Annotated in this window: 24 protein-coding genes; 14 read left to right on the forward strand and 10 right to left on the reverse strand. The window is 66.7% G+C overall.

Annotation, left to right across the window (positions count from 1 at the left end):
- Positions 1-2 precede the first annotated feature (2 nt).
- Positions 3-431: a GNAT family N-acetyltransferase gene (locus BLU74_RS05225; RefSeq protein WP_089765917.1), complete on the reverse strand. Its 429-nt coding sequence runs from the start codon at positions 429-431 to the stop codon at positions 3-5.
- Positions 428-1,738: a DUF92 domain-containing protein gene (locus BLU74_RS05230; RefSeq protein WP_089765919.1), complete on the reverse strand. Its 1,311-nt coding sequence runs from the start codon at positions 1,736-1,738 to the stop codon at positions 428-430. Before BLU74_RS05230 ends, BLU74_RS05225 begins: the two co-directional genes overlap by 4 nt.
- Before the next feature lie 183 nt (positions 1,739-1,921).
- On the opposite strand from BLU74_RS05230, the gene BLU74_RS05235 reads away from it, so the two are divergent.
- Positions 1,922-2,530 (forward strand): undecaprenyl diphosphate synthase family protein, encoded by a 609-nt coding sequence (locus BLU74_RS05235; protein WP_089766110.1) that lies wholly within the window; start codon positions 1,922-1,924, stop codon positions 2,528-2,530.
- Between the two features lie 75 nt (positions 2,531-2,605).
- On the opposite strand, the gene uppS is transcribed toward BLU74_RS05235, so the two are convergent.
- Positions 2,606-3,547 (reverse strand): polyprenyl diphosphate synthase, encoded by a 942-nt coding sequence (gene uppS, locus BLU74_RS05240; protein WP_089765921.1) that lies wholly within the window; start codon positions 3,545-3,547, stop codon positions 2,606-2,608.
- Positions 3,548-3,678: 131 nt separating this feature from the next.
- Here uppS and serS point away from each other — a divergent pair, with 131 nt between their 5' ends.
- The 3 genes from serS (at position 3,679) to BLU74_RS05255 (ending at position 6,725) form a co-directional block, all read left to right on the forward strand.
- Positions 3,679-5,061, forward strand: coding sequence for a serine--tRNA ligase (serS, locus tag BLU74_RS05245; protein ID WP_089765923.1), 1,383 nt, complete (start codon positions 3,679-3,681; stop codon positions 5,059-5,061).
- A gap of 143 nt (positions 5,062-5,204) precedes the next feature.
- Positions 5,205-5,504 carry a HalOD1 output domain-containing protein gene (locus tag BLU74_RS05250; RefSeq protein WP_089765925.1) on the forward strand — a complete coding sequence of 100 codons (300 nt, stop codon included), beginning with the start codon at positions 5,205-5,207 and terminating at the stop codon, positions 5,502-5,504.
- A 150-nt stretch (positions 5,505-5,654) separates the two neighbouring features.
- Positions 5,655-6,725, forward strand: a complete 1,071-nt coding sequence (locus tag BLU74_RS05255) for a CobW family GTP-binding protein (protein WP_089765927.1) — start codon at positions 5,655-5,657, stop codon at positions 6,723-6,725.
- Here BLU74_RS05255 and BLU74_RS18855 read toward each other — a convergent pair.
- Together BLU74_RS18855 and BLU74_RS05260 are read right to left on the reverse strand one after the other, a co-directional pair.
- Positions 6,722-6,877, reverse strand: a complete 156-nt coding sequence (locus tag BLU74_RS18855; RefSeq protein ID WP_175454569.1) for a hypothetical protein — start codon at positions 6,875-6,877, stop codon at positions 6,722-6,724. The genes BLU74_RS05255 and BLU74_RS18855 overlap by 4 nt on opposite strands.
- Before the next feature lie 70 nt (positions 6,878-6,947).
- A complete protein-coding gene (locus BLU74_RS05260) occupies positions 6,948-8,126 on the reverse strand; it encodes a glutathione-independent formaldehyde dehydrogenase (protein WP_089766112.1) in 1,179 nt (392 codons plus the stop codon).
- 200 nt (positions 8,127-8,326) lie between these two features.
- Here BLU74_RS05260 and BLU74_RS05265 point away from each other — a divergent pair, with 200 nt between their 5' ends.
- Positions 8,327-8,824: a DUF367 family protein gene (locus BLU74_RS05265; RefSeq protein ID WP_089766114.1), complete on the forward strand. Its 498-nt coding sequence runs from the start codon at positions 8,327-8,329 to the stop codon at positions 8,822-8,824.
- Between the two features lie 20 nt (positions 8,825-8,844).
- Here the strand turns inward: BLU74_RS05265 and BLU74_RS05270 are convergent, their stop codons facing one another.
- Positions 8,845-9,234 (reverse strand): DUF5518 domain-containing protein, encoded by a 390-nt coding sequence (locus BLU74_RS05270; RefSeq protein ID WP_089765929.1) that lies wholly within the window; start codon positions 9,232-9,234, stop codon positions 8,845-8,847.
- Positions 9,235-9,371: 137 nt separating this feature from the next.
- Between BLU74_RS05270 and BLU74_RS05275 the strand changes: the two genes are divergently transcribed.
- Complete coding sequence (locus BLU74_RS05275) at positions 9,372-10,346, forward strand: NOG1 family protein (protein WP_089765931.1); 975 nt, start codon at positions 9,372-9,374, stop codon at positions 10,344-10,346.
- A 27-nt stretch (positions 10,347-10,373) separates the two neighbouring features.
- Here BLU74_RS05275 and BLU74_RS05280 read toward each other — a convergent pair whose 3' ends face one another.
- The gene (locus BLU74_RS05280; protein WP_089765934.1) at positions 10,374-11,117 is read right to left on the reverse strand and encodes an SIMPL domain-containing protein; all 744 of its coding nucleotides are present in this window, start codon (positions 11,115-11,117) and stop codon (positions 10,374-10,376) included.
- Between the two features lie 73 nt (positions 11,118-11,190).
- Entirely contained in the window at positions 11,191-12,519 is a 1,329-nt protein-coding gene (locus tag BLU74_RS05285) for a TIGR00341 family protein (protein WP_175454570.1), read from the reverse strand.
- A gap of 245 nt (positions 12,520-12,764) precedes the next feature.
- On the opposite strand from BLU74_RS05285, the gene BLU74_RS05290 reads away from it, so the two are divergent.
- The 3 genes from BLU74_RS05290 (at position 12,765) to BLU74_RS05300 (ending at position 15,946) form a co-directional block, all read left to right on the forward strand.
- Complete coding sequence (locus tag BLU74_RS05290) at positions 12,765-13,448, forward strand: rhomboid family intramembrane serine protease (RefSeq protein ID WP_089765936.1); 684 nt, start codon at positions 12,765-12,767, stop codon at positions 13,446-13,448.
- A 105-nt stretch (positions 13,449-13,553) separates the two neighbouring features.
- On the forward strand, positions 13,554-15,620 hold the full coding sequence (locus tag BLU74_RS05295; RefSeq protein ID WP_175454571.1) for an ATP-binding protein: 2,067 nt from the start codon (positions 13,554-13,556) through the stop codon (positions 15,618-15,620).
- 92 nt (positions 15,621-15,712) lie between these two features.
- Positions 15,713-15,946: a DUF7385 family protein gene (locus BLU74_RS05300; protein ID WP_089765940.1), complete on the forward strand. Its 234-nt coding sequence runs from the start codon at positions 15,713-15,715 to the stop codon at positions 15,944-15,946.
- A gap of 54 nt (positions 15,947-16,000) precedes the next feature.
- Here BLU74_RS05300 and BLU74_RS05305 read toward each other — a convergent pair whose 3' ends face one another.
- Positions 16,001-17,338, reverse strand: coding sequence for a ribonuclease catalytic domain-containing protein (locus BLU74_RS05305; RefSeq protein WP_089765942.1), 1,338 nt, complete (start codon positions 17,336-17,338; stop codon positions 16,001-16,003).
- Between the two features lie 111 nt (positions 17,339-17,449).
- On the opposite strand from BLU74_RS05305, the gene BLU74_RS05310 reads away from it, so the two are divergent.
- The 4 genes from BLU74_RS05310 (at position 17,450) to BLU74_RS05325 (ending at position 22,684) form a co-directional block, all read left to right on the forward strand.
- A complete protein-coding gene (locus BLU74_RS05310) occupies positions 17,450-18,187 on the forward strand; it encodes an AzlC family ABC transporter permease (RefSeq protein ID WP_089765945.1) in 738 nt (245 codons plus the stop codon).
- The gene (locus tag BLU74_RS05315) at positions 18,187-18,522 is read left to right on the forward strand and encodes an AzlD domain-containing protein (RefSeq protein WP_089765947.1); all 336 of its coding nucleotides are present in this window, start codon (positions 18,187-18,189) and stop codon (positions 18,520-18,522) included. Before BLU74_RS05310 ends, BLU74_RS05315 begins: the two co-directional genes overlap by 1 nt.
- Positions 18,523-18,685: 163 nt before the next feature.
- The gene (locus BLU74_RS05320) at positions 18,686-20,647 is read left to right on the forward strand and encodes an AMP-dependent synthetase/ligase (RefSeq protein ID WP_089765950.1); all 1,962 of its coding nucleotides are present in this window, start codon (positions 18,686-18,688) and stop codon (positions 20,645-20,647) included.
- Between the two features lie 168 nt (positions 20,648-20,815).
- A complete protein-coding gene (locus BLU74_RS05325; RefSeq protein ID WP_089765951.1) occupies positions 20,816-22,684 on the forward strand; it encodes a cation:proton antiporter domain-containing protein in 1,869 nt (622 codons plus the stop codon).
- Between the two features lie 21 nt (positions 22,685-22,705).
- Here BLU74_RS05325 and BLU74_RS05330 read toward each other — a convergent pair whose 3' ends face one another.
- Positions 22,706-23,839 carry a thiolase family protein gene (locus tag BLU74_RS05330; protein ID WP_089765953.1) on the reverse strand — a complete coding sequence of 378 codons (1,134 nt, stop codon included), beginning with the start codon at positions 23,837-23,839 and terminating at the stop codon, positions 22,706-22,708.
- A 117-nt stretch (positions 23,840-23,956) separates the two neighbouring features.
- Between BLU74_RS05330 and BLU74_RS05335 the strand changes: the two genes are divergently transcribed.
- Positions 23,957-25,330, forward strand: coding sequence for an ATP-binding protein (locus BLU74_RS05335; protein WP_089765954.1), 1,374 nt, complete (start codon positions 23,957-23,959; stop codon positions 25,328-25,330).
- Positions 25,331-25,374 lie beyond the last annotated feature (44 nt).

Genomic DNA, 25,374 nt, shown 5'->3' on the forward strand with positions numbered 1-25,374 from the left:
ACTCACTCCGGGACGTCGTACGCGTAGACGAGCGCGTCGGCCCACGCGCCCCCGCGCTCGTAGAAACACGGCCGGTACGCCACCGGCTGGAATCCGATCGACTCGTACAGCGACCTCGCCGGGTCGTTGTCGACCGCGACGAGTAGCGTCACCCGCGTCCCGGGGTCGCATCTCGCGACGACCCCGTCGACGAGCGTCCGGCCGTGACCGCGACGCCGATGGTCGGGGTCGACGACCAACTCCGCGAGGTGGACGTCGCCCTCGCCGACCGTGATCGCGTACCCGACTGGCTCGCCGCCGGGACGCTCGACCGCGACCAGGCACGCGCCGACGGCCGCGAACGACGCGAGCAGTTCCGGCGACGGCGCATCGAGATGCGACTGGAGCGCGGCGATCGCCGAAGCGTCGGCGGGACGGGCCGGCCGGATCACGGCCCCAACAGCGCGAGCGCGGCGACGGCACTCACCACGGCTCCGACCAGCGTCGCCGCGAAGTTCACCGCCTCGTTGCCGAACTGCTGTCCCTCGACGGTCGCACCGAGGACGCTGTCGGCCGTCATGCCGAGGAAGCCGCCGAGGGTCACGACGGCCGCGCCCACGAAGCCGACGTCCGGGAGGAGCGCGAACGCCACGCCAGCGACGACAGTGGCGCCGAGGACGCCGAACACCTCGCCCTGCCAGGTCACCCCGCCGTCGGTCCCGGGCGGGACTGACTCCATTGTGGTGATGAGCCGCGGGCTGTCGTAGAGGCCGCCGATCTCGGAGGAGAGCGTATCACTGAGCGCCGCCGCCATCGACCCGGCGAAGGCGTACTGGAACAACAGCCCGTCGACGGGCAGCGACCGACTCCCGGCGAAGAGGAGCACACAGAGCAGCGCGACCGCGGCGTTGCCGAGGACGTTCCCAGTCCCCCGCGCGCCCTCGTTCTCCTCGGCGATGCCGCGGCGTTTTTTCTCCTCGTAGCGAAACTTCGTCGAGAGCGAGCCGATCCCGAAGAACGCGATGAGCACCGCGAACCAGCCGAAGCCGCCGAAGACGATGACCAGGAGGCCCAAGAGGACGCCGGAGAGCATCCCGGCGACGGACGCGGCGCCGAGCGCGTAGGAGGCGTATCCGAGCGCGACCGTGACGGCGAGCGCGGCCCCGATGTCGACCACGCCCACCGAGACCGCGAGCGAGTCGAAGAGCCACAGCAGCAGACCCGCCGAGAGCATCACCAGCGGGTCGTCGCGCTCGAAGAGCATCTCGCGGAAGAGCGCAGCGACGAGCGCTCCCGCGACGGCGAGAAACGCGAACCGCGGTGCGACGATCGGCGACGAGGTGAGAGAGGCCACGCCGGCCTGCCCCGCGAAGCCCGCGGCGCTCCCGGCGACGCCGAAGCCGGCCGTCCCCAAGAACGGCTCGTCAGAGGCCTCCGCTACGAGGCGCTTGCCAAGGTTGCCGTACGAGAGCACGAAGACGCTCGCGACGAACAGGTCGATCGGGAGTCCGAGTTCGGTCGCCAGAATCGCCAGCCCAGCCGCGGCCAGCGCGAAGCCCGTGAGTCCGTTCAGCCGCCCCTCGCGGTGGTCGCTGGGTCGCGCGAACAGATCGAACAGCGGTCCGTCGGTGATCACGAATGCCGCGAGCAGCGCGACGGCGGCGAAGGGGACGAAGGCCGCCCGGCCCAGCACCGGCGCGGTCACCGAGATCGTCCCGATCAGGGCGAACCCGCCCGCCCGCCGAAGCGTCGGTTGCACATCACGGGCTACCCCCGACGCGCACTTAACGGTCCCGACATCTCGTCTCGCGGTTTCCCGGCTGGCTTGGTCGCGTACACGAACTGCTGTCGCCCGGGCCAGTGACTGTCTGCACGGCGACCCGAACGCCGTCGATCGACCCGAACCCCGAAACATATGTCACTCCGTCGCGGACGGTGCGCCGTGGGACTATACGACCGGTATCTCGCCCTCCGCTATCGGCTTCACGAGGCCGACCCACCCGAGCACGTCGCCGTCGTGATCACCGAGCGGGACCTGCTCGAACAGGGTGCGTACGACACGCTCGCGGACTTTCTGACCTGGGCGTTCGAATACGGCGCACGGCGCGTGACGGTCTCGGTCAGTGTCCTCGACGAGGCGGTCGTCCCGACGCTGTCTCGGGAGCTTCGGACAGTGGACTCGCCGGAGCCCATCGACGTCCGCGGCCCGGGCGACACCGAGCGCGCCGACGCACCCGTTCGGATCAGCATCGGCCTCGGCGGCAAGCGGGAGTTCGCGTCGGCCGTCAGGCGTATCGCCGAGTCGGTCGAGGCGGGCGAACTCGACCCCGAGGACGTCGACGCCGATCGGATCGAGGAACGGCTCGTCTTCGACGACGAACCCGACCTCCTCATCAAGACCGGCGCCGAGCGGCTCTCGGACTTCCTGATCTGGCAGTCGGTCTATTCGGAGTTGTACTTCACCGACGTCAACTGGCGCGATTTCCGGCGGCGGGATTACCTCCGAGCCGTCCTCGATTACAAGAACCGCCAGCGGCGGTTCGGTCGGTGACCGACGCGCTGGGGAGCTGTCTGTGCTGTCGCTGATAGATTTATTCCGTCGCGGATCAGAGTGGGTCTGCTCCGATCAGTCTGCCCCCTCAGCAGGGTCGGCTCCGCGCTGGCGCTCCAGTTCGGCCGAGACCTCCTTCGCGCCCGCGGAGGGGAGCTTCGATCGCAGCCGGTGGGCGACCGCCCGGGCGTCGGCGAGTTCGGTCTCCGTGACGGCGCGGACCAGCGCCACCGCCCGTTCGGTCCGCGACTGTCGCCAGGACCGCTCCCGGGACTCGTAGGTGCGGAGCCCCCGCAGGAAGTCCGCTTTCGAGAACTCGGGCCAGTACGGCGCACAGAAGTAGACGGCAGCCTCGTTGCCGTTGGCGTGCCACGGCAGGAAGTTCGAGGTCCGCTCGTCGCCGCCGGTCCGGACGATGAGATCGACGTCGCGCGTGGTGTGGCGCGCCAATCGCGCTTCGACGGCCGTCACGTCGACGTCGTCGGGTTCGAGCTCGCCCGATTCGACGTCGCGGGCGATCTCTCGTGCCGCACCGAGCAACTCCGACCGGCCGCCGTAAGCGAGCGCGATGTTGAGCCGAAGCGTGTCGTACTCAGCCGTCTGTGACTCCGCGTACGTGACGGCCTCGCGGACCCGCTCCGGGAGTCGCTCCACGTCGCCGATCGCGCCGATCCGGACGCCGTTCTCGTGGACCCGATCGGCGTCAGCGAACTCGTAGAGCTTCGATTCCAAGAGATCGAAGAGCGGTTCGAGTTCCTCCTCAGGACGATCGAAATTCTCCGTCGAGAAGGCGTACAGCGTCAACTCCTCGACGCCGAGTTCGTCGCACCACTCGAGGACCTGCTCTGTCGTCTCCGCCCCCTCGCGGTGGCCCTCCGGCGCGTCGTCGCCCTGTTCGCGGGCGTAGCGCCGGTTGCCGTCCTGAATGATTGCGACGTGCGTCGGCGTATCGTCGAGTTGCCGTCGGAGCATCCGCTGATAGCTTTCCGAGACCTGTCGACGGAACCACTTCCGCATACTCGACGTCACGATACCTATTGTGACTCCGTCGTCGGGTATGTGTCTTTCCGTTCTGACACCTCGACCTCCTGGATCGGGCCGTCCGCCGATGCGACACGGTTTTGCCGGATCCCGGAGAATCGACGGGTATGATCGAGAGACAGTTCCTCCGGGAGAACCCCGAGGCGGTCCGCGCCGCCCTGGAGCACAAAGGCGTCGCGGATGTCGACCTCGACCGGGTCCTGGCGGTCGACGAGGAGTGGCGCGAACTGAAAAAGCGCGGCGACGACCTTCGCCACGAACGCAACGAGATCTCCTCGAAGATCGGCGAGCTGAAAGCCGAAGGCGACGAGGAAGAGGCCCAGGCGGCCATCGAACGCTCGCAGGAACTGAAGGCCGAACTCGACGAGGTCGAGACGCGTGCGGACGAACTCGAGGCCGAACTCGAGGCCGCCTTGCTCGAAATCCCGCAGATCCCGGCCGACGAGGTCCCGATCGGTGCCGACGAGTCCGAGAACGTCGAGCGTCGTCGCGAGGGCTTCGGCGACCTCCGCGAGCTCCCCGACTCGGTCGTCCCCCACTACGACCTCGGAGAGGACCTCGAGATCTTAGACTTCCAGCGCGGTGCGAAGGTGACCGGCGGCGGCTTCTACTTCACGAAGGGCGACGGCGCGCGCTTGGAACACGCCCTGATCCAGTTTATGATGGATATCCATCGCGAGCAGGGGTACGTCGAGGTCTTCCCGCCGATCCCGGTCAACTCTCGCTCGATGGTCGGAACGGGGCAGTTCCCGAAGTTCACCGAGGACGCCTACCGAATCGGCGGGGCGAACGACGAGTCCTGGGACGACGACGACCTGTGGCTCTGTCCCACTGCGGAGGTCCCGGTGACGAATATGTACCGCGACGAGATCCTGCTCGACGACGATCTGCCGCTGAAGATTCAGGCGTACACGCCGAACTTCCGCCGCGAGGCGGGCGAACACGGCACCGAGACCCGCGGCATCGTCCGCGTCCACCAGTTCAACAAGGTCGAGATGGTCAACTTCGTCCGGCCCGACGAGAGCGAGGCGCGGTTCGAGGGCCTCGTCGACGAGGCCGAGGAAGTCCTCCGTCGGCTGGACCTCCCGTACCGGATTCTCGAGATGTGTACGGGCGATCTCGGCTTCACCCAGCGGAAGAAATACGACATCGAGGTGTGGGCTCCGGCCGACGACATGGCGGACGGCCCCGAGGAGGGTGGCCGTTGGCTGGAAGTGTCTTCGGTCTCGAACTTCGGCGCGTTCCAGGCGCGCCGCGCGGGCCTCCGATACCGACCCGAGCGCCACGAGTCCGCCGAGTACCTCCACACCCTCAACGGCTCGGGGCTGGCAATCCCCCGCATCGTGGTCGCGATCCTGGAGTACTACCAGAACGACGACGGCACCGTCACGGTGCCGGAGGTGCTCCGACCGTATCTGGGCGGCACGACGATCATCGACGGCCACGACCCGGTTGGCGAGTCCGCTCTCGGAGCCGGCGAGTCTGACTGACCCCGCCCTCGGAGCCGGCGGGGCGGGCTGACCCTCCCGACCCATTGATAACGAGACATTAAAGCGGTATATTCGGCCAAATCGGGGCAAATCCGGAACGAGGGTATCCCTGTTTCATACGCGTAGAGACGGTCTACACTGGTATGACAGAACAGACGGAATATCCCGATCAGCGTTCACTCGGTGAGTGGCAGCAGGTCGCTCACCACGACTTCGACGGGCCGGACGAACTGGACGCGACACTCGCTGCGGCGCTCACCGACAGCGAGAGACCGTGGAACGAATCGCCGCTGTACGACGCCGTCGACACCGAGCCAGCAGAGCGGTTCCTCGCGTCGGTGGACGACGACGACGCCAGCGTCGTCTTCGCAGTGTCGGACCGGACCGTTCGCGTCTCGGCCGACGGGACCGTCGAGGTCAGACGCCCGAACTCGAACGCCTGAGGTCGACTGATGGCCGTCGTCTGTGGGGGCCATAGCCACCTGTGACGTCGCTCCACCGGATTTCGTCTCCCCAGGCGCTGGCCGCAGTCGCCTCCGACCGGCGCTTCCGCCGCCGGGAACGTTTTTACCCTCGATTCGCTACCCAATTATATGCCTTCTGACAATATTCCGGTGACGGTGGTGAGCGGCTATCTCGGCGCCGGGAAGACCACGCTGGTGAATCACGTCCTCGCGAATCAGCAAGGGTACGAGGTCGGTGTCCTCCTCAACGATATGGGCGACATCAACGTCGACGCCGAACTCGTCGCCGACCGGAACGAGGACGCCGGGATTATCGACCTCTCGAACGGCTGCATCTGCTGCCGATTGCAGGACGACCTCCTGACGGAGGCCCACCGACTCGCGACCGAGCGCGAGTTCGACTACTTGCTCGTCGAGTCCTCCGGGATCAGCGAGCCAATTCCGGTCGCACAAGTCTTCACCGAGGGCACGGAGGGAAGCGACATCGACCCGACGGAGTGGTTTCGCCTCGACACGATGGTCACCGTTCTCGACACCTACGGCTTCTGGAAGGAGTTCGACGGCGACACCTCGCTCCCGGAGGGCGCGCGCGCCACCGACGACCGGCCGTTGAGCGAAGTCCTCATCGAGAGCGTGGAGTTCTGCGACGTGCTCCTGCTCAACAAGTGCGATATGGTCCCCGACCAGGTACTCGACGACATCGAAGCCGTCGTGAGCGAACTCCAGCCCCGAGCGGAACTCGTTCGGACGGTCCACTCCGAGATCGATTCCGGTCGCATCCTCGATACTGGGCGGTTCGATTTCGCGGCGGTGTCCCGTTCACAGGGCTGGAAGCGTCACCTCGCGGACGATCACGAGCACGCGGCCGCCGAACAGCACGGCGTGTCGTCGTTCGTCTACCGCACGACGCGGCCGTTCGATCCGGAGGAATTCGCCGCGTGGCTCGAGGAGCCGGACCCCTCGATCATCCGCGCAAAGGGGTTCAGCTACGTCGCGGGGTCCACCGAGGTCATCGGCGTGAGTCAGGCCAGCGACGCGGTCCAGGCGGGTCCGATCGGGTCGTGGGACGAGGCGGACGAGCCACAGACTCGATTGGTGTTTATCGGACAGGAGCTCCCGGAGTCGCGGCTTCGGGACGAACTCGACGCGCTCCGCACAGCGCCCGATGCGACCTCCTCGACGGACGCCTTCCCCCTCTAGATGCCGAGTTCGTCGCGGAGGTCGTCCCACTCCGCTTGGAACCCGTAGGTCGACTCCGCCGTGGGCCGCTCGAGCGTCGACTGATAGAGTTCGTCGTATTCGAGCAGTTGTCCCCACCCGTCGTCGAAGACGACGCTACAGTACATACACATACGATATTCTCCGGCGTGCGCTGACTTACCAGTTACCCCGATCGAGCGAAAAAATCGGGTGCGGGTGGCGCTACGGCTCCAGGATGACCTTGGTGAAGCCCTCTTCTCTGTTGTCGAACCGGTCGTACATCTCCGCTGCCTCGTCGAGTCCCACCCGGTGGGAGACGACGAAGCTCGGTTCCGCGCGACCGGCAATGATGAGGTCGCGAAGGTAGCGATTGTAGGACTTCACGTCGCACTGTCCGGTCGCGAGGCCCTGTCCCTTCTCGAAGAGCTTCCCGAAGTCGATGCCGAGGCGGCCCTGGGCTTCCATCTCACTGATCGTATCGGGTGCGCCCGGGTCCTCGGGAACGTAGAGGCCGATGATCCCGAGGCGGCCTTTCGGCTCGACGACGCGGATGAGCTGATTGATCAGGACGCCCGGGTTCTCCTTGGTTGGATCGTAGGGCTCGTCGCTGTCCCGGACGGACTCCGGCTCGACGGACTGATACCCGACGGCGTCAACGCCCTTGTTGACCTCGCCGCCGTGCTCGTCGATGATCTGCTCGACGGGGTTGCCCTCCTCGAAGTTGATCGCGGTGGCGTCACAGTGCTCCTCGGCGAGTTCGAGGCGACTGGGCACGCGGTCGACGACGTAGATCTCGGACGCGCCCTTGATCTTCGCGCTGTAGGCGGCCATCAGGCCGACCGGCCCGGCGCCGAAGATGGCGACGGACTCGCCGGGCTGGAGGTCCGCGAGTTCGGTGCCGTGCCAGCCGGTCGGGAAGATGTCCGCCAGCAGCGCGAAGTCGTCCTCGTGGCCCTCGTCGGGGAGCTTCAGCGCGTTGAAGTCCGCGAACGGAACGCGCATCCGCTCGGCCTGGCCCCCTTGATACGGGCCCATTCCGACATAGCCGTAGGCGCCGCCGGCGGGGACGCTCCCCTCCTGATTGACGTTCAGACAGAATCCGGTCTTTCCTTCCTCGCAGTTCTTGCAGTGGCCACAGGCGACGTTGAACGGGATCGAGACCCGGTCTCCGACTTCCAGTGAGGAAACACCGTCGCCGACCTCGTCGACGATTCCCATCGCCTCGTGCCCGAATACGATTCCTGGTTCCGCAGCGGTCCGTCCCTCGTACATGTGCAGGTCCGACCCGCAGATACACGTCGACGTGACGTCGATGACCACGTCGGTCGGATCCTGTATCCCCGGATCGTCCACTTCTTCGATAGCGACTTCGTGCGGGCCGTTGTACACGACTCCCTGGATTGCCATTGGAAAATACCTCCATCCATTACTGTCATTTGATAACAATAAATATGGGGGAAAGACACACACTCGCTCTCGTATGACGAAGGCTTTTCGCGTTCCCGACGAGTACCGGAACTGTGGCCCCCGACCCCGAGACCGACGCGGACGAGCCGTCCGGTGCCGATTCGAGCGCGTCCGCGACCGGCTGGCGCGGCTCGCTGCACGTCCGTTACGAGGGTGACGACGACCCCGAGAAGTGCACGGCGCGGAAGCTGGCCCGCTTCGACTTCGTGGCGTTGCACCGCTCGGACCGCGCGACGCCGTATGGGGTCGTCCTCAACCCCCACGCAGAACGCGCGCTCTCGCCGGCTGACGCCGATACCGGCGCGCTCGTCGCGCTCGATTGCTCGTGGGAGTCGGCGGGCGAGGCGCGGTTCTCGCTGGCTGGCGAGCACCGCGCGCTCCCGTATCTCGTGGCCGCGAACCCGGTCAACTTCGGTCGCCCGATGGAACTGACGACTGTGGAGGCGCTGGCCGCTGCGCTCTCGATCTTCGGTCGACGCGATCGGGCGGAAGCGCTGCTCTCGAAGTTCACCTGGGGGCACACGTTCTTAGAACTCAACGACGAACCGCTCCGGCGATACGCCGAGTGCGCCGACTCCGAGGCGGTCGTCGCCGTCCAGCAGGAGTACCTCGACCGCGCAGACCGCGACTAACTTCCGCTCACCGGTCGACCTTACTTGTTGACCAGCCCACCGATTGCACCGCCGAGAGCGCTGTCGAGAGCGAAGAAGACGGTGACGATGATGCCGAAGAGGAACGCTCCGGCTCCGCCGAGAAGGCCCCCGAGCGGGCCGCCGAGTGGGCCGCCGCTGAGCCCGATCGCTCCCCCGATAAGCACGCCGACCAGCCCGATCGCGATCGAGACGAGGATTCCAGAGATCGACCCCGCGACCAGACCGTTCCACGCTCCCTTGCCGAGTCCGCCGCCGGCGAGGAATCCGGCTGCGGCACCGCCGAGGAGTCCGGCGGTGAGCTGTCCGAGCGGCGCGATGGTGAGCCCGATGACTGATCCGACGACGATCACCGCGAATCCGATCCCCACTGCGCGCCAGTCAGTGTCCATACCGCGATCGACGCACCGCGGGACTAAAACGACCCGGGCCACCGCGACGCGAGCGATGATTCCACGCACGAGGGCCGGAGTACCACGTGAGATCGGAACGGACGCGCTTTTACCCCTCGGCCCAGTAGGAAGGCACAATGATTTTTGAGTCCCTTCCGACGACGCCCCGGTCGGAGGAACTTCTCGACAAGGCGTTTTCGCGAGCGGCGCGTGCGGGGCGAGCGAAATCCGGGCTGGAGGCCCAGCAGTCGATGCTCCAGACCGCCTCCTCGATCCTCTCAGACAACCTGGAGAACGTCGTCACGCGGTGGCCCGATTTCGGCACGGTCGATCCGTTCTACTACGAACTCGCGGACGCGATCGTCGACGTCGACGAACTCAGACAGAGCCTCTCGGAGGTGACCTGGGCGAGTCGGCAGATCGGCGAACTCCGCCGGGAGTACCAACCGAAACTCCGCAAGACGCAGCCCGAGACCGCTCGCAAGCACCGCAAACAGGCGTTCGCCCGGATGGCCGACGTCGTCGAGGAGGTCGCTGACGACCTCGTCCGGATCGGCGAGGCCCGCGACGCACTGAAGACGCTGCCAGACATCCGCCCGGACGAACCCGCGATCGTCGTCGCGGGGTACCCCAACGTGGGCAAGTCGTCGTTCGTCAACGGCGTCACCCGCGCGGACAACGAGATCGCCCACTACCCGTTCACGACCCGCGGCGTCCACGTCGGGCACTTCGAGCGTGATCGGATCCGCTATCAGATCATCGACACGCCGGGGTTGCTCGACCGGCCCGAAGACGAACGCAACGACATCGAGCGCCAGGCCGTGAGCGCGATCGAACACCTCGCCGACGCGGTGGTGTTCGTTCTCGACGCGAGCGAGGCCTGCGGGTACCCCCTCGATTCGCAGTTGGAACTCCGCGACGCGGTGGCCGAGCGCTTCCGCGAGCGCGACGTGCCGGTCCTCACTGTCAACAACAAGAGCGACCGCTCGCGCGACGTCGACGCCGCGTATCAGATGAGCGTCGAGACGGGCGAGGGGGTCGACGCGGTGCTCGACGCGGCTGTGGACGCGGTGGCGTGGGAGCCAGACATCCCGCCGTCGCGACAGGAGTAGCGGTCCGCGAGGCCCCTCGAGGCTCGTCTATGCGACTGTGTACGTGACGTCGACCCGCGCAGTGACGGTCACCGGACCGGCATCGAACTGCGTCCCCGACCCGGCCCCCTCGGCGGCTGACTCACGCACCGCATAGATCGGTCCAGAACTCCCGATCGAGGCCGATCGGACGCCGGTCACTGCGAGCCCAGCGGCCTCGGCCACGACGTCGGCGTCGGCGCGAGCGTCGGTCATCGCGCGCTCAAGCGCCTGGGAGCGGAGTTCCGTGCGAGCCTCGTCGCTCAACGTGAACGCGACGCCGGACACCTCGGTGGCCCTGTTGTCGACGGCGGTGTCGACGATCTCGCCGGCGGCACTGGGTGTCGTTTCGATCCGGTGGGCGTGGACGGCTTCGTAGCCAGCGATCGTTTGGACGCCCGTCTCGGGATCGAGCTGTGAGCGCGACGAGAGTCGGAATGAGACCGTCTGCAGCTCGTCGTCCGCGACGCCGGCCGCACGGAGCGCTTCACGCATCCGGGTCGCGTTCGCTGCGATCCGATCTCTGACCGCGTCCGCGCTCGCACCACGGGCGGTGACGGCGACCGTCACGACGGCCCGATCGGCGTCGGCGGCGACGGCTCCGGTTCCGGCCGTCGAAACGGTCCGGACGGCCGGGTGGCTGGCTGTGTCTGCGGCGGCCGTCCCCGGGCCGGACTGTAGCGGGGCGCTACACCCCGCGATCAGGACGAGTGCGGCGACCACGACGGTGCTGATTCCGAATCTGCGATCCATATCGCTCGATGGGCGGCTCAGCTATTGAACACGCGCTTGACGCAATGAATCGTTTGTGCCTGCTCCGGCACCGCTACCGCCCGGTTGCCGTCGCTCGGTCGACATCCACGTAGCGGATCTCGACGCGAATCGACTCGTCCCCGAACGGTCCCAGGGGGTCGGGTGCCAGCGCGGTCACACGATCACGTATCGTATTCGCCACGGACGGCGGTGTCGTCGACGGCGGGTGACCCACCGTCACGACGATCCGTTGCGGCGTCTGCAGTGGGAACCCCTCGTAGGTCACCGCCAGATCGAGAAGCGTCGCCTCCGGCGGCAACTCCGCTTCGATCGCCGCGGTCGCGCCGCGTTCGAACTCCGACGTCCGGTAGGAACTGTACGTGAACGCACCGAGCAGTCCCGTCAGGACGAGCAGCACCGCTGCCAGGACTGCGATCCGCTTGAGGGTCGTGGCCCGGGCCTCCTCCTCGCGGAACCACAACTTCGGCCGGTAGCCCATCCGCCAGAGCACGACGAGCGCGACCAGGTTGATCGCGAGGATGTTGACCAGGACGAGGACCGCCGAGCCGACGACTGTCTGGGGCTCTCCCCAGGCGATCCCGATGCCCACGACCGCCGTCGGGGGGACGAGCGCCGCCGCGATCATCACGCCGACGAGTGCCGAGGAGACGCCCGACGCCAGCGAGACGGCCCCTGCAGCGCCCGCCCCGAGCGCGATCACGAGCGAGAGCACGCCCGGCGCGAGGCGCTCACGGACCTCGCCGATCGCGAAGACCTCCTCGGCGGTGAGTGGCACGATGTTCATCATCCGCAAGAGGAGAGCGAAGAGCGCCGCCGCTCCGATCGCCAGCGCGCCGCCGAGCGCCTGGAGTTTGATCCCTCGGAGCGCCAGGTCGCGGTCGTCGACGACGGTCCCGACGCTCGCAGCCATCGCGGGTCCGATCAGCGGCGCGATGACCATCGAGCCGACCACGATCGCGGGCGAGTCCAAGAGGAGTCCCGCGGTTGCCACGACGGCGCTCACCGCGGTCATCAGCACGTACGGGCGAACCGTCGGCGCCATCTCGTCGGCGCGGGCCACGAGTTCTTCTCGGGCGATCCGATCGCCGTTACTGGTCTCTTCCTCGTCGGACTCGTAGCGCTCCTTCAGCGCCTCGAAGCGGTCGGAGACGACCGTCTCCGCCTGTACGATCACCGTGTACGCGTCCCGCTCGATCCCGACACCGCGGAGCTGTTCGAGGACCGGCTCGACGGCGGAGGTGGGGAGGGGAAACGTGACGACAGCGGTGTAGTCGCGGCCGCTGGTCTCGTCGGAGACGGCGTAGTCGACGCCTTCCTCGTCGAGCACGTCCAGCACGGCCTCCCGCTTCCCGGTCGGGATCATCACCTGAACGAGTCGCACGTCCGTCGCTCACGCCGGTGCGACAAGAATCCGGCGGGTCCAGTGGCCGCTCACCGTCCGGTGACAACAGAGCGAACAGCCGGCACGACCGCTTCCACGCCGCTGTGCCGGACAACCGCTGTGCGGCGTGGAACAACCCTCAGCGCACGCCGTTGTTGGCCGCGCCTTCGGAGATAAACCATCGGTCCCTCGATCCACCGACGCCGCCCAAGCACTCATACGCTGGCGGTACGCACACACTGCTGATGCGGCGCGTTTCGGTATCGAACCTCCTCATGCCGTTCGAGAACGGCCTGCGGCCGGTCTTCGCCGATCACCGGTCGTTATCGGCGCCCGTCACCGACTTGCTCGTCGTGATCGTCTGTGCGGTCTACGCTGTCCAGGCGTTCCAGACCGCGCTGTGGGGGGCGCCCTCGGTCTTCGTGACGACCAACTACGTGTATCTCCGCGCGCCCTGGCTCGCGTGGCCGCTGTCGCCGCTGCTCCACGGCGGCCTCGTCCACGTGATTCCGAACGTGGTGACGCTCTTCGCCTTCGGCCGGATTGCGGAGGCGACGCTCCCGGGACGCCGCTACGCCTCGATGGCGCTCGTGGCTTCCGTCGCGTCGATCGGCGCACTCGCCGCGTGGAGCCTCGCCTTCGGTTCGGGTCCGCAAGCCGTCTACGGCATCAGCGGCGTCGTGTTCGCTGTCGGCGGCTTCGCCATCGCGTACTTCCCCCGACACCGACGCGCGACGGACCTCGAACTCCTCGCGACCCTGTTCGGAGCGTGCGCGCTCGCACTCGTCGCGACCGAGTCGATAGCCGCGCTCGTCCTCGCCTCGCCCGCGACGGCCAACGTGGGGCACACCGCGGGCCTTCTCGTCGGCGTCGCGACGGGACTCTGGACCCCGCTCCGGCACGACGACGGGGGCCGAACGGCTCGCTGATTCGGCACTCCTCGGGAGGCTGGACGCACCGTGGTCCCCGCCCCTGCGGCAGCCACACGAGCGAATCAGTACATTCAACCCGGACCCAGTGCCTTGAGACGGGTAGTGAAGCTCAAGCGTGCCTTTCTGCTCTCACTGCTGCTCGTGGCCACGGTCCTCTCGGGCGCAGTCGTACTCGGGTTCCAGGAGTACAAAGACACGCTGTACGCCCAGGAACGGACGGAGGTCACGCACTCGGCCGAACACGTCGACGTCGCGCTCGAACGAGAGCTCGAATCGCTGCAACGGACGGTGTCGGTCGCAGCGACCAACCCTGCCCTCGGCCGTCACGGCAGCGATGCGCAGCGCCGCGCGCTCGCGACGTTCCTGAACCGTTCGACGTTCGCGGGCGCTTCCGTCGTCGCCGCCAACGGCACGATGACCACTATCGTCTCCGACATCTCTCCGGAGACGAGGCGCGAATTGATCGGCGCTGACTTCAGCGACCGCGAGTACGTCCGGCGAGCGCTCGCGGGAGAAACCTACGTCAGCGACCCGGTCCAGGCGGACTCGGGGAACTACATCATCACGGTCAGTACGCCCATCCATCGCGACGGCCGCGTCGTCGGAACGCTCAACGCGGCGTTTCACCTGGCTGACGAGGACCTGTTCGACTCGTTCGCCGAAACCCTCGATTCGGGGCAGCAGTTGACGGTGTACTCGCGTGACGAGGGTGTCATTTACGCCTCCGACGGCGCGCCTGCACACGACTTCGGCCACAACGCGACGATCAGCCAGACGGGGTGGACCGTCAGCGTTACCAAGAACCGTGCCACGGTGGAATCGACGATCCGAACGGTGACTGCCTTCCAGGTCGGTTCACTCCTGGCGGTCCTCGGACTGTTCTCGGGGCTCGGCTGGTGGGTCTATCGACGAAACATCCGACAACTCGGCCGCCTCCTTGGGGGGTTCCGTGCGCTCGAATCAGGGCGGTACGGCGTCGAAATCACGCTCGACGATGCGGAGGAGTGGCAACAGATCGAGCACGGGTTCAACCGCCTCAGCCGAACCATCGAAGCGTCTCGTGCCGAGCGCCGGGGTCGAGAGCGCGCCCTCGAACGCGAGCGGGATCGCTTCGAGGCGCTCTTCGAGGGCGTGCCCGAACCCGTCGTCAGCGTGGAACTCACCGACGACGGTGCGATCCTCCGAGACGTCAACGAGGCGTTCGAGCGAACGTTCGGCTACGACGCCGAGACCGCACTCGGGCGTGACGTCAACGACCTGATCGTCCCCGACGAGGACGACATCGCCGCGGAAGCCGCCGCGATCGACGACGAGGCCACGGCCGGCGAACAGGTCACGCGTGAGGTCGAGCGACAGACTCGCGACGGGCGCCACGATTTCCTGTTCCGCTCGGCGCCGATCAACGCCGGCGACGACGCCTCGCGGCAGTTCGGCGTCTACATCGACATCACCGACCGCAACGAGTACGAGAGCCGTCTCAGAGAGCAGCGTGACAACCTCGATCTCCTCAATCAGGTCGTCCGCCACGACATCCGCAACGACCTCCAGTTGGTGACCGCGTACGCGGACTTCCTCGCCGACAGTTACGCCGACGACGCGGGAGACGAGACGCGCACCGAACGGACGTACGTCGAGAAGATTCGTGACAGCGCCGCCCACGCGGTCGAACTCACCGAGACCGCACGAAACCTCGCCGACGTGATGCTCGCCGAGGACGACGACCGACGGCCGATGCCACTCCGGCAGGCGATCGAGAGCGAAGTCGAGAAACTCGACGCTGAGACCACCGAAGCCGTCGTCACGGTCGACGGGCCGCTTCCGGACGTGTCGGTGTCGGCCAACGACCTCCTCGGGTCGGTGTTCCGGAACCTCCTCTCGAACGCCGTCCAGCACAACGACAGCCCCGTCCCGGAGGTCCGCGTCTCGGCGTCGACCGTCGACGACGGCGACGCCGTCCGCGTGCGCGTCGCCGACAACGGCCCCGGCATCCCCGACGCGCGCAAAGGCGACATCTTCGGCAAGGGCGAGAAGGGCCTCGAGAGCAGCGGGACCGGACTCGGCCTGTATCTCGTCCGGACGCTCGTCGAGCTCTACGGCGGCGACGTCTGGGTCGAAGACGGCGACCCCGAGGGCGCGGTCTTCGTCGTCGAACTCCCGGTCACCGACTGAGCACTCGTCGGGCGACGCCTCGTCGACCCACCCCGGACGCCCCGTCGTCGCGGGGAGTAGAATTATGATGGATCGTTTCATCGGTGGGAACGATGGAAGACGAAGAGTACGACGAACTCACCACGTCACTGACGCCGCACGAGTCGGCCGGCGGGGTGACGACGTACCGGAACACAGTGGCGATCGCCTGTCCCGCGTGCGGTGACCCGTTCGACGACCTGGTCATCTGCGAGGACGAGTACAACAGCCTCGAGCTCAGTATGCTTTTGGACCTCTGCGTAACCACCCACGAGAACGAGGTCCTCCTGTTCACCCACAAGCACTGAGCCCGCGGGTCGCCGCTGCGACGGGGACGACAGGGTCGCCTGCGTTCAGGCGTCTCACGCCGACCGCTGATCGATCTCCTCAGGCGGCAGACCCTCTTCGTTGACGACCTCGCCGTCCTCGTCGACGGTATGGACGCCGCGGTTGTTGACCGCGTGAGGGTCGAGACTGACCTCTTCGAGGAACTGCTTGTAGAGCCGCTCGGCCGTCTCGCCGTCCTTCTGCCGCTCGGACGCCCGGTCGCACAGTTCCACGAGGTCCTCCGGCACGTCGTTCTCGTGGACGATCCAGTGGTTGATCAGGTCCGACAGCCGCCGGATAGGGGAGGTGAAGTGGCCGTAGATGTCGAAGTTGAGCGCGTAGTGGCCCCCGAAGGGATCGTTCATATACTTCGCGCGGGGCATCACCTTCAGCACTGCCCGCTGAATCTTGTTGAGCGCTCGCGAGTCGGAGTTCTCCAGGGCGTCGTTGACGGCCTTCCGCGGGTCGTCCCACGAGGCGCCGGACATATTCACACCGTTGAGATCGTTGATCTCCCGAAGCGCGTCGTCCCACTGGTCCGGCGTCGGTTGCGGGTGGACGCGGTACATCGCCTCGACGCCCCGGTTCCACATCAGTTCGTGCGTGACGGCCTTGTTGGCCTTCAGCATACACTCCTCGATGATCGTGTGCGCCCGGTCGCGGCTCGGATTCAACACCAGCGACCCGTCCTCCTTGCGCTGCTCGTGGAGTTGGTCGGCGAGTTCGTAGACCAGCACGTTCTCCTCGTGCAGCGGTGCGTCGGGGTCGTCGAGGCGGTTCTCACACTGGGTGTAGGTCAGGCGCTCGTCCGAGTGGATGACCGACTTGTAGATCTCGACGGACTCGAACGACAGCGTCTCCTTGTCGATCTCCATCTCGACGGTGTGTGCCAGTCGGTCCTCCTGCGGCACGAGTGAACAGACCGTCTCCGCGAGCACTGGCGGCAGCATATGGATCGTGTACCCGGGAAGATAAACGGTGTTGCCTCGCTCGACGGCCTCCGCCCACATCTCGGAGTCGGGGTGGACGTAGTGGGTCACGTCGGCGATGTGGACCCACAGCGTGTACGTCTCCTCGTCCTCGTCGATGCTGAGCGCGTCGTCGAAGTCCTGCGCATCGATCGGGTCGGTCGTCCACGTGGTGAGGTCCCGCAGGTCCGTCCGGTGTTCGAGTTCGTCTTCGATCTCCGCTTGGATACCCTCCGTCCGCGAACGGGCCTCAGAGAGCACCGCCGACGGGAACCCGTCCTTGATCTCGAACTCCTCGAAGAGTTCCTCGCGTTTCTCGGCCATCTGCCGGGCGACGTCGATAGAAACTTCGACGGGGCCTTGCCCCTCGGCCGTCCCGGCCTGTGACTGCGCGTCGTTTGACATACGTGTTGATACTTGGGTGAGGTAGTTAGTGGTGTCGCACGGCCCGCTCGAGGACCGACGGACTCCGGTCCGAAGCGGTAGCGGTTTAGTCGGCCCGTTCGAGATCCGACCGTGTCCCGCGTTCGGATCCCGCCGGAAATCGGTCGCGGCCTCCGCGACGCTGCGCCCGTTCTGCTCGGCGTCGCGCCGTTCGGACTCGTCGCGGGGGCCGCCGCAGTCGACGCCGGTCTGACGCCGCTCCAGGCGGTCGGCCTCTCGGTCGTCGTCTTCGCGGGGGCGTCGCAGTTGGCCGCGATCGACCTGTTCGGCAGCAACGCCGAACTCCTGGTGATCGTGTTCACTGGCGTCGTGATCAACCTCCGTATGTTGATGTACTCCGCGTCGATCGCGCCGCGGTTCCGCGTTCTGCGCTCGTGGTGGAAATCGCTCTGCGCGTACGTCCTCACCGATCAGGCGTACGCGCTCTCGATCGCGCGCTACGCCGACGAGGAACTGGACCCGACCGAACGGCGCAACTACTACCTCGCCGTCGGGGTGTCGCTGTGGATCGTCTGGCAGAGCTGTACGATCCTGGGTATCGTCGCCGGCGCGCGCATCCCCGACGCCTGGGGCCTCGAGTTCGCCGTGCCACTCGTGTTCTTGAGCCTGCTCGTCCCCGCCGTCTCGTCGCTGCCGACGGTCGTCGCCGCGGTCGTCGGCGGCACGGTCGCCGTCGTCGGCACGGTCGTCTCGGTCCCGTTCGACCTCGGCATCATCGCCGGCGGGGTCGCTGGCGTCGCCGCCGGTGTCGCCGCCGACGCGGTCGTCGGCGGATCGGGATCGACGTCCGAGCACGGGGGTGAGCACTGATGGTCACCGAGTACGGGCCCGTCTCGATCTGGAGCGTCGTCGTCGCGCTCGGCGTCCTCACGTTCTCGATCCGGGCGTCGTTCATCTACCTCTTCGGCCGGATCGACGAGGTCCCAGACCGCCTCAGCAACGCGCTCCGCTTCGTCCCGCCGGCGGTCTTCGCCGCGCTCGCCGTCCCGGCCTTCGTCGCGCCGGAGGGCGCGATCGCGGTCGTCGGCAACGAACGCCTCGTCGCCGGCGTCGTCGCGGCCGCCGTCACGTGGTACGTCGACGACGTTTTCGCGACAATCGTCGTGGGGATGGGGACGCTCTGGATCCTCCGATTCGGGCTCTGAGCGTCGTCTCGTGTCGGTGTCGCCCGCTGCGGTCCGCCGGCCGCTCCGGGACAGCGCCGCCCGCCGAATGAACCACGAACATCCAGTCTGCCGTTCAACCGCGAACAACGGAACGGCCTCAGAACTACTGCACATTTAATTCCCGGCGGCGCGTCGTGCCGCTATGACGTGGCGGGAGGCAGAGGTTGACTTCGAGGACCCAGTTCTCGGCCCGGACACACTGGGTCGGCTGTTCGAGGCGAGCGCCGAGCGGAACGCCGCCGACGCCGCACAGCGGTACAAGGGCGGCGTGTACGATCGATCGCTCGTCACGCACGACGTGCTTCCCGCTGCTCCCGAGGGCGAGTTCGCCGAACTGAGGTACGCCGAGATGCGAGACCTCGTCAGGCGACTCGCCGCCGGATTCCGATCGCTCGGCATCGACCCCGGCGACCGCATCGGGATCCTCTCGGACACCCGAATGGAGTGGGCACAGACTGACTTTGCGCTGCTCGCGGCGGGCGCGGTCACGACGACCGTCTACACGTCCTCCTCGGAGTCGCAGGTGCGGTACCTCCTCTCCGATCCGGGCGCGACGGGGGTCGTGGTCGAGAACGCCGAGTTGCTCTCGCGCGTTCTCGCCGTCGAAGACGACCTCGACCTCTCGTTCGTCGTCGTGATCGACGACCTCCCCGACGGCAGCGGGATGGCCGGCGTGGTCCGCGACCGCGACGACGTCGTCTCACTCGGAACCGTTCACGAACGCGGCCGTGACGCCTTCGATCTCGACGCGTACGAGTCCTGGCTCGCCGCTCGCGATCCCGACGACCTCGCCTCGCTCATCTACACGTCGGGGACGACGGGACAGCCGAAGGGGGTCGAACTCACCCACCGGAACTTCTGCGCCAACGTGTCCCAGTGCTACCGGCGGTTCGGACCCCGCCCGGACCGCCCGACCCCGGCTGTCTCGCCCGCGTCGACGACGCTGTCGTTCCTGCCGCTGGCACACGTCTTCGAGCGGCTGGCGGGGCACTTTCTGATGTTCGCGGCCGGCGCGACCGTCGCGTACGCCGAGAGCCCCGACACCCTCCGCGAGGACTTCGGCCTGGTGCGCCCCACGGTCGGTACGAGCGTCCCACGGGTCTACGAGAAACTGTACGACGCCGTCCGGTCGCAGGCCGCCGAGTCGCCCCTCGGACGGCGACTCTTCGCGTGGGCCGTCGAGGTTGGGCGATCTCACCGGGCGTCCGACGATCCGGGGCCCGTCCTCTCGGCGAAGTTCCGCCTCGCCGATCGACTGGTCTTCTCGCGGGTCCGCGAGGCACTCGGCGGGCGCGTCGAGTTCCTCATCAGCGGTGGGGGCAGTCTCTCGGCTGACCTCTGCGGGCTGTATCACGCGATGGGGCTCCCGATTATGGAGGGATACGGACTCACCGAGACCGCTCCGGTCGTCGCCGTCAATCCGCCGGAAGAGCCGAAAGTCGGGACCATTGGCCCGCCACTTCCCGGCCTCGAGGTCGACCTCGATCAGACCGTCGCCGGCGTTGCTGACGGGGCAGCGGAGGGCGACGTCGGCGAACTACTCGTCCGGGGCCCGAACGTGAGCGCGGGGTACTGGAACCGTCCGGACGAGACAGAGGCGGCGTTCACCGACGACGGCTGGTTCCGAACCGGCGACATCGTCGAATTGCGTCCGGACGGCTACCTCGCGTTCCGTGAGCGGGCGAAACAGCTGTTGGTGCTTTCCACGGGCAAGAACGTCGCCCCCGGACCGATCGAGAACGCGTTCGCCGCCAGTCCCGTGGTCGAACAGTGCTTCGTCGTCGGCGACGGCCACAAGTTCGTCTCAGCGCTCATCGTTCCCGACTTCGAAGGGATCAGCGACTGGGCCGACCGAGCGGGCGTGGACCTCCCGGACGATCCCGACGCGCTCGTCCGCGACGAACGCGTCCGCGATCGGATCCAGCGGGAGGTCGACGAGGTCAACGAGGAGTTCGAGTCTTACGAGCGGATCAAACGCTTCCGCATCGTCCCCGAGGAGTTCTCCGAAGCGAACGACACGCTGACACCGACGATGAAGAAGAAGCGACGGACCATCCTGGATCGATACGGGGCGCAAATCGAGATGCTCTACGAGGACGCCTAAAGACACACGTCGCGACGACACCGATCGACCTAGTACGAGAACTCCACAGTTGACCACATTTTGTGGCTTTTCTTTCGCTATTCGCCAGACCATTCCGGCACACTTCTGTCCGAAATGTGTGGGTTTATACCCGATGCGAATGCACGTTCGGGACATGGAGGTGTCATAGTGGCGGCCAGCAGTGGGGCGAACCTCATCCCCATCGTCGCAGCGATCATCGGGATCGGTGTCATCTCGCAGATTCTCTCTGACCGCTACCGGGTCCCGAGCGTCGTCTTCCTGATCGCTGCGGGGGTCGTTCTGGGACCGGAGGTTCTGGGCGTGATCGGTCCGAACTCGTTCGGAAACGCGCTGTCTGCCATCGTCGGGCTCTCCGTCGCGATCATCGTCTTCGAGGGGGCCTTTCACCTGCGGATTCAGAAGCTCCGGGAGGCCCCGGCAGCGACGCTCAAGCTCATCACCGTCGGTGCCGCCATCGCCTTCTTCGGGACGGCTATCGCGGTCAACGTGCTCCTCAACGCGTCGTGGCCGGTCGCGTTCCTGATCGGGGCGCTGCTCGTCGCCACCGGGCCGACGGTCATCACCCCGATCCTGGAGGTCGTCCCGGCGCGCGACCGCGTCGAAGCCGTCCTCGAGACCGAGGGGATCGTCAACGACGTGACGGCGGCGATCCTCGCGGTCGTCATCTTCGAGGCGATCATCTCCGACATCACGGAGCCAGCGGCGCTCCTGACGCTGTTCGCCGAGCGCCTCGGCATCGGGGTTCTGGTTGGTGGACTCGTCGCGGCCGCGCTCCTGTACGCGCTCCGCTACGTCGAGTTGTCGCCGGGGAACGCGCCGCAGAACGCCAGACTGCTCGTTCTCGCCGGCGCACTCGTCGCCTACGGCGCCGCCGACGCCCTCGCCACCGAAGCGGGGATCGCCGCGGTCGCGACCGCGGGGATCCTGCTCGGCAACGCCGATATCCCCTACGAAGAGGAGATCTCGGCGTTCAAAGGCGACGTGACCCTGCTCGTGCTCTCGTTCGTCTTCATCGCCCTCGCGGCGCTCCTGCAGTTCGATATCCTGCGGACGATCGGCCCTCGCGGGCTGCTCGTGGCCGCCATCGTCGCCCTCGTGCTCCGGCCGGGGCTCGTGTTCCTCTCGGCGTACGGAGACCGCTTCAGCACCGGTGAAAAGTGGTTCATGAGTCTCGTCGGCCCCCGCGGCATCATCCCGGCGTCGGTCGCGACGCTGTTCGCTATCGAATTCCGGAACGCCGGCCTCGATCAGGCGGCGAACACGCTCGTCGGCACGGTCTTTCTCGTCATCCTCGTCACGGTCGTCCTCGAAGGTGGTTTCGCCCGTCAGATAGCCGAATACCTCGACATCATTCCAATGCGCGTACTCATCATCGGAGGCGGAAAGGTGGGCCGAACGCTCGCCGAACGCCTCGAAGGTCGCGGCGAAAACGTAGTGCTCATCGAACAAAACCCCGAGACCGTCGAAATCGCCCGGAACGAGGGATTCACCGTACATAACGGTGACGGGACCGACACCGAAGTTCTCCGATCGGCCGGCGGGGAGAACGCTCGGATCGTCGTCGGTGCGACCGGAAACGACGACGTGAATCTGCTGGTCTCACAGCTCGCGAGCTCGAAGTTCGATCCCGAGACGATCCTCGCACGCGTTAACAACCCCGAGAACGCCGAGGCGTTCGAGGAACTCGGCGTCCGGACCATCTCGGCGACGCTGGCGACGGCGCAGGCGATGGACAACTACATCGAGCGGCCGTCGATGATGGACTGGATGAGCGAGATCGGTCAGTCGGGCGACGTCCAGGAGATCGAAGTGACCTCCAAGGAACTGATCGGACGGACGGTCGGCGATATCGGTCCCGAACTCCCGGACGACTGTCTGATCGCGCTGGTCCAGCGCGACGGGACGACTCGCGTCCCCGACGCCGACTTCGCGCTCCAGGAGGGCGACCGCATCACGATCATCGGCGGGCGCGAAGAGGTCAAAACGGCGATCGAGTTCGTCCACCCCGACAAGTAGCGCCGGATCGCCCCTCGACGGTTACCGCAGGAACTCCACCGCTTCGCCCTGTCCGAATCCGACACAGAGCGTGGCGAGTCCGCGATCGACGCCTTGATCGTGCATTTCGTGAATCAGCGTGACGGGCAGGCGAGCGCCGGACGCGCCGAGCGGGTGACCGATGGCGATCGCGCCGCCGTTGACGTTGTACCGATCCTCGTCGATGCCGAGTTCGCGCTGCGCGTAGACACACTGGCTCGCGAATGCCTCGTTGAGTTCCACGAGGCCGTAGTCGTCGATGTCGGTCCCAGCCCGCTCTAAGAGCGCTTTCGTCGCCGGAACGGGGCCGATGCCCATCACGGTCGGATCCACGCCGGCGACGGCGTTGGTGCCGACTTCCGCGAGGATCTCGAGGCCGTGGTCCGCGGCGAACGATCGCGACGTGACGAGCGTCGCGGCCGCGCCGTCGGTCATCTGCGAGGCGTTGCCGGCGGTGACGGTCCCGTCGCCGGTGAACGCCGGGGGGAGCTCCGACAGCGCTTCCATCGACGTGTCGGGACGGATGCCCTCGTCCTCCGTCACGGTCTCGCCGTCGACCTCGAAGGGGACGATCTCGTCCTCGAACCGCCCCGACTGGGTCGCGTCGGCCGCCCGCTGGTGTGAGCGCACGGCGTACTCGTCTTGAGCTTCTCGGGAGACGTCGTACTCCTCGGCGACTTTCTCTGCGGTCATCCCCATCTGGAGTCGGGGCACGTTGTACTGCTCGGCGAGATCCGGGTGGAGGTACTGATAGGAGTCGCCGTCCATCGGCACCCGCGACATCGATTCGACGCCACCGGCGATGATGCACTCGCGGTTGCCCGCCGCGATCGCGTTCGACGCGGAGACGATCGCCTCCATCGAGGAGGCGCACCAGCGGTTGATCGACGTCGCCGGGACGGACTCGCCCAACTCGGAGAGCAGCGCGACCACGCGAGCGACGTTGTTGTCCTGCTCGCCGCGCTGCTGGGCGACGCCCCACAGCAGATCCTCGACGTCGTCGTTCGTCAGGCCGGTCTCGGCCAGGATGTGGTCGATGAGCGAGACCGAGAGGTCCTCGCTTCTGACGTCTTCGAAGACGCCGCCGGCCTTTCCGAACGGCGTGCGGTACGCGGCGGCAATCACTGGGGTTGGCATACTCACACGTGCGTGGGCTGGTGACATAAAGGTCGCAGAAGCAGCAGGTCAGCACACCGGCTTCGGTGCCCGGCGCTTTCGACGCGCTTATGCGGGTGACCCGGCAACGTCTTTGGGATGAGTAACCGGGCTCTCGAAGTTGTCGAGTTCCTCCTCACGGCACACCTCTACACTGAGGACCGCGATCTCGACGAGAACGATCTGCCGCCTCGATATCGACGCGTCTTCTGGAGCGAACCGGAAGACGACGACGGCGACGACGAGGCGGAATCGAACGTCGTCGGCATCGAGCGACCGCTCGTCGTCACCGAAAGCGTCGCGCGGAAGGCCACCGGCGTCGAGCACCCTTGGGATGCGATCTCCGACCTGCTCTTCACGCAGCAGGAGGACTTCTCCGGGCGGCTCTCGCTCACGCAACCCGAGATGGCGACCGAGTGGTACCTCGACCGGGCCGACCGCGACCGGCTGGAGACCAATCCGACGATCGCGGCCGCCGTCGAAACGCGAGACGACGTGGACGTGACGCACGCCGAGGCGCGCGAGCAGACGCGGCCGATTCAAGCGGATCGCGTCTGGATCGACAGCCTGCTGGAGGAGTACTTCGACGAGGACGAAGACGGGGAGATGCTCGATCTCGTGCAGGTCCGAGCGCCCGAGGAGATCGAGATGACCCTCGACGACCTCGTGCTGACGACCGACCAGGAGGGAGAGATCCACAAACTGATGCAGGCGATCGAACACCGCGAGTACCTCGCGGAGATCGGTCTCCGCGAGATCGGGAAGATCCTCTTCGTCGGGCCGCCGGGGACCGGCAAGACGACGGTTTCGCGGGCGCTCGCACACGAACTTGGGCTCCCCTTCGTCGAAGTGAAGCTCTCGATGATCACGAGCCAGTACCTCGGTGAGACGGCCAAGAACGTCGAGAAGACCTTCGAGGTCGCGAAGCGGCTCTCGCCGTGTATCCTCTTCATCGACGAGTTCGACTCCGTCGCGAAGACGCGGCGCTCCGACGAGCACGCGGCGCTGAAGCGTGCGGTCAACACGCTGCTCAAGAGTATCGACGACATCTCGCTGATCCGCGACGAGGTGATCCTCATCGGGGCGACGAACCACCCGGATCAACTCGACGCCGCCGCCTGGCGGCGCTTCGACGAGATCGTCAACTTCCCGAAGCCGGACACCCAGATGCGTGCGGATATCCTCCGCATCATCACCAAGCGGATGGACATCACCGAGTTCGACCCCGAGGCGGTGGCCGAACTCACCGAAGGACTCACGGGCTCTGACCTCCGGATGGTGTTCCGAGAGGCCGTCTTAGAGGCACTGACTGAGGAGCGGACGACGCTCACTCAGCAGGACATCGTCGAAGCCGTCGAGGACTTCGAGGAGCGGGACAACCTCAAGAATATGAATATGATGTCGGACGGCGATCAGTTGGTCGCGGGCGACGGCGGCGACGATCACGCACACGATCACTCGCACGACCACTGACGCGGCGGTCGCGGCCGCCCGCCGTTCGGGCTGATTTTCGGGTC

The sequence above is a fragment of the Halobellus clavatus genome (assembly GCF_900107195.1).
In the GTDB taxonomy this organism is placed as follows: Archaea; Halobacteriota; Halobacteria; order Halobacteriales; family Haloferacaceae; genus Haloquadratum; species Haloquadratum clavatum.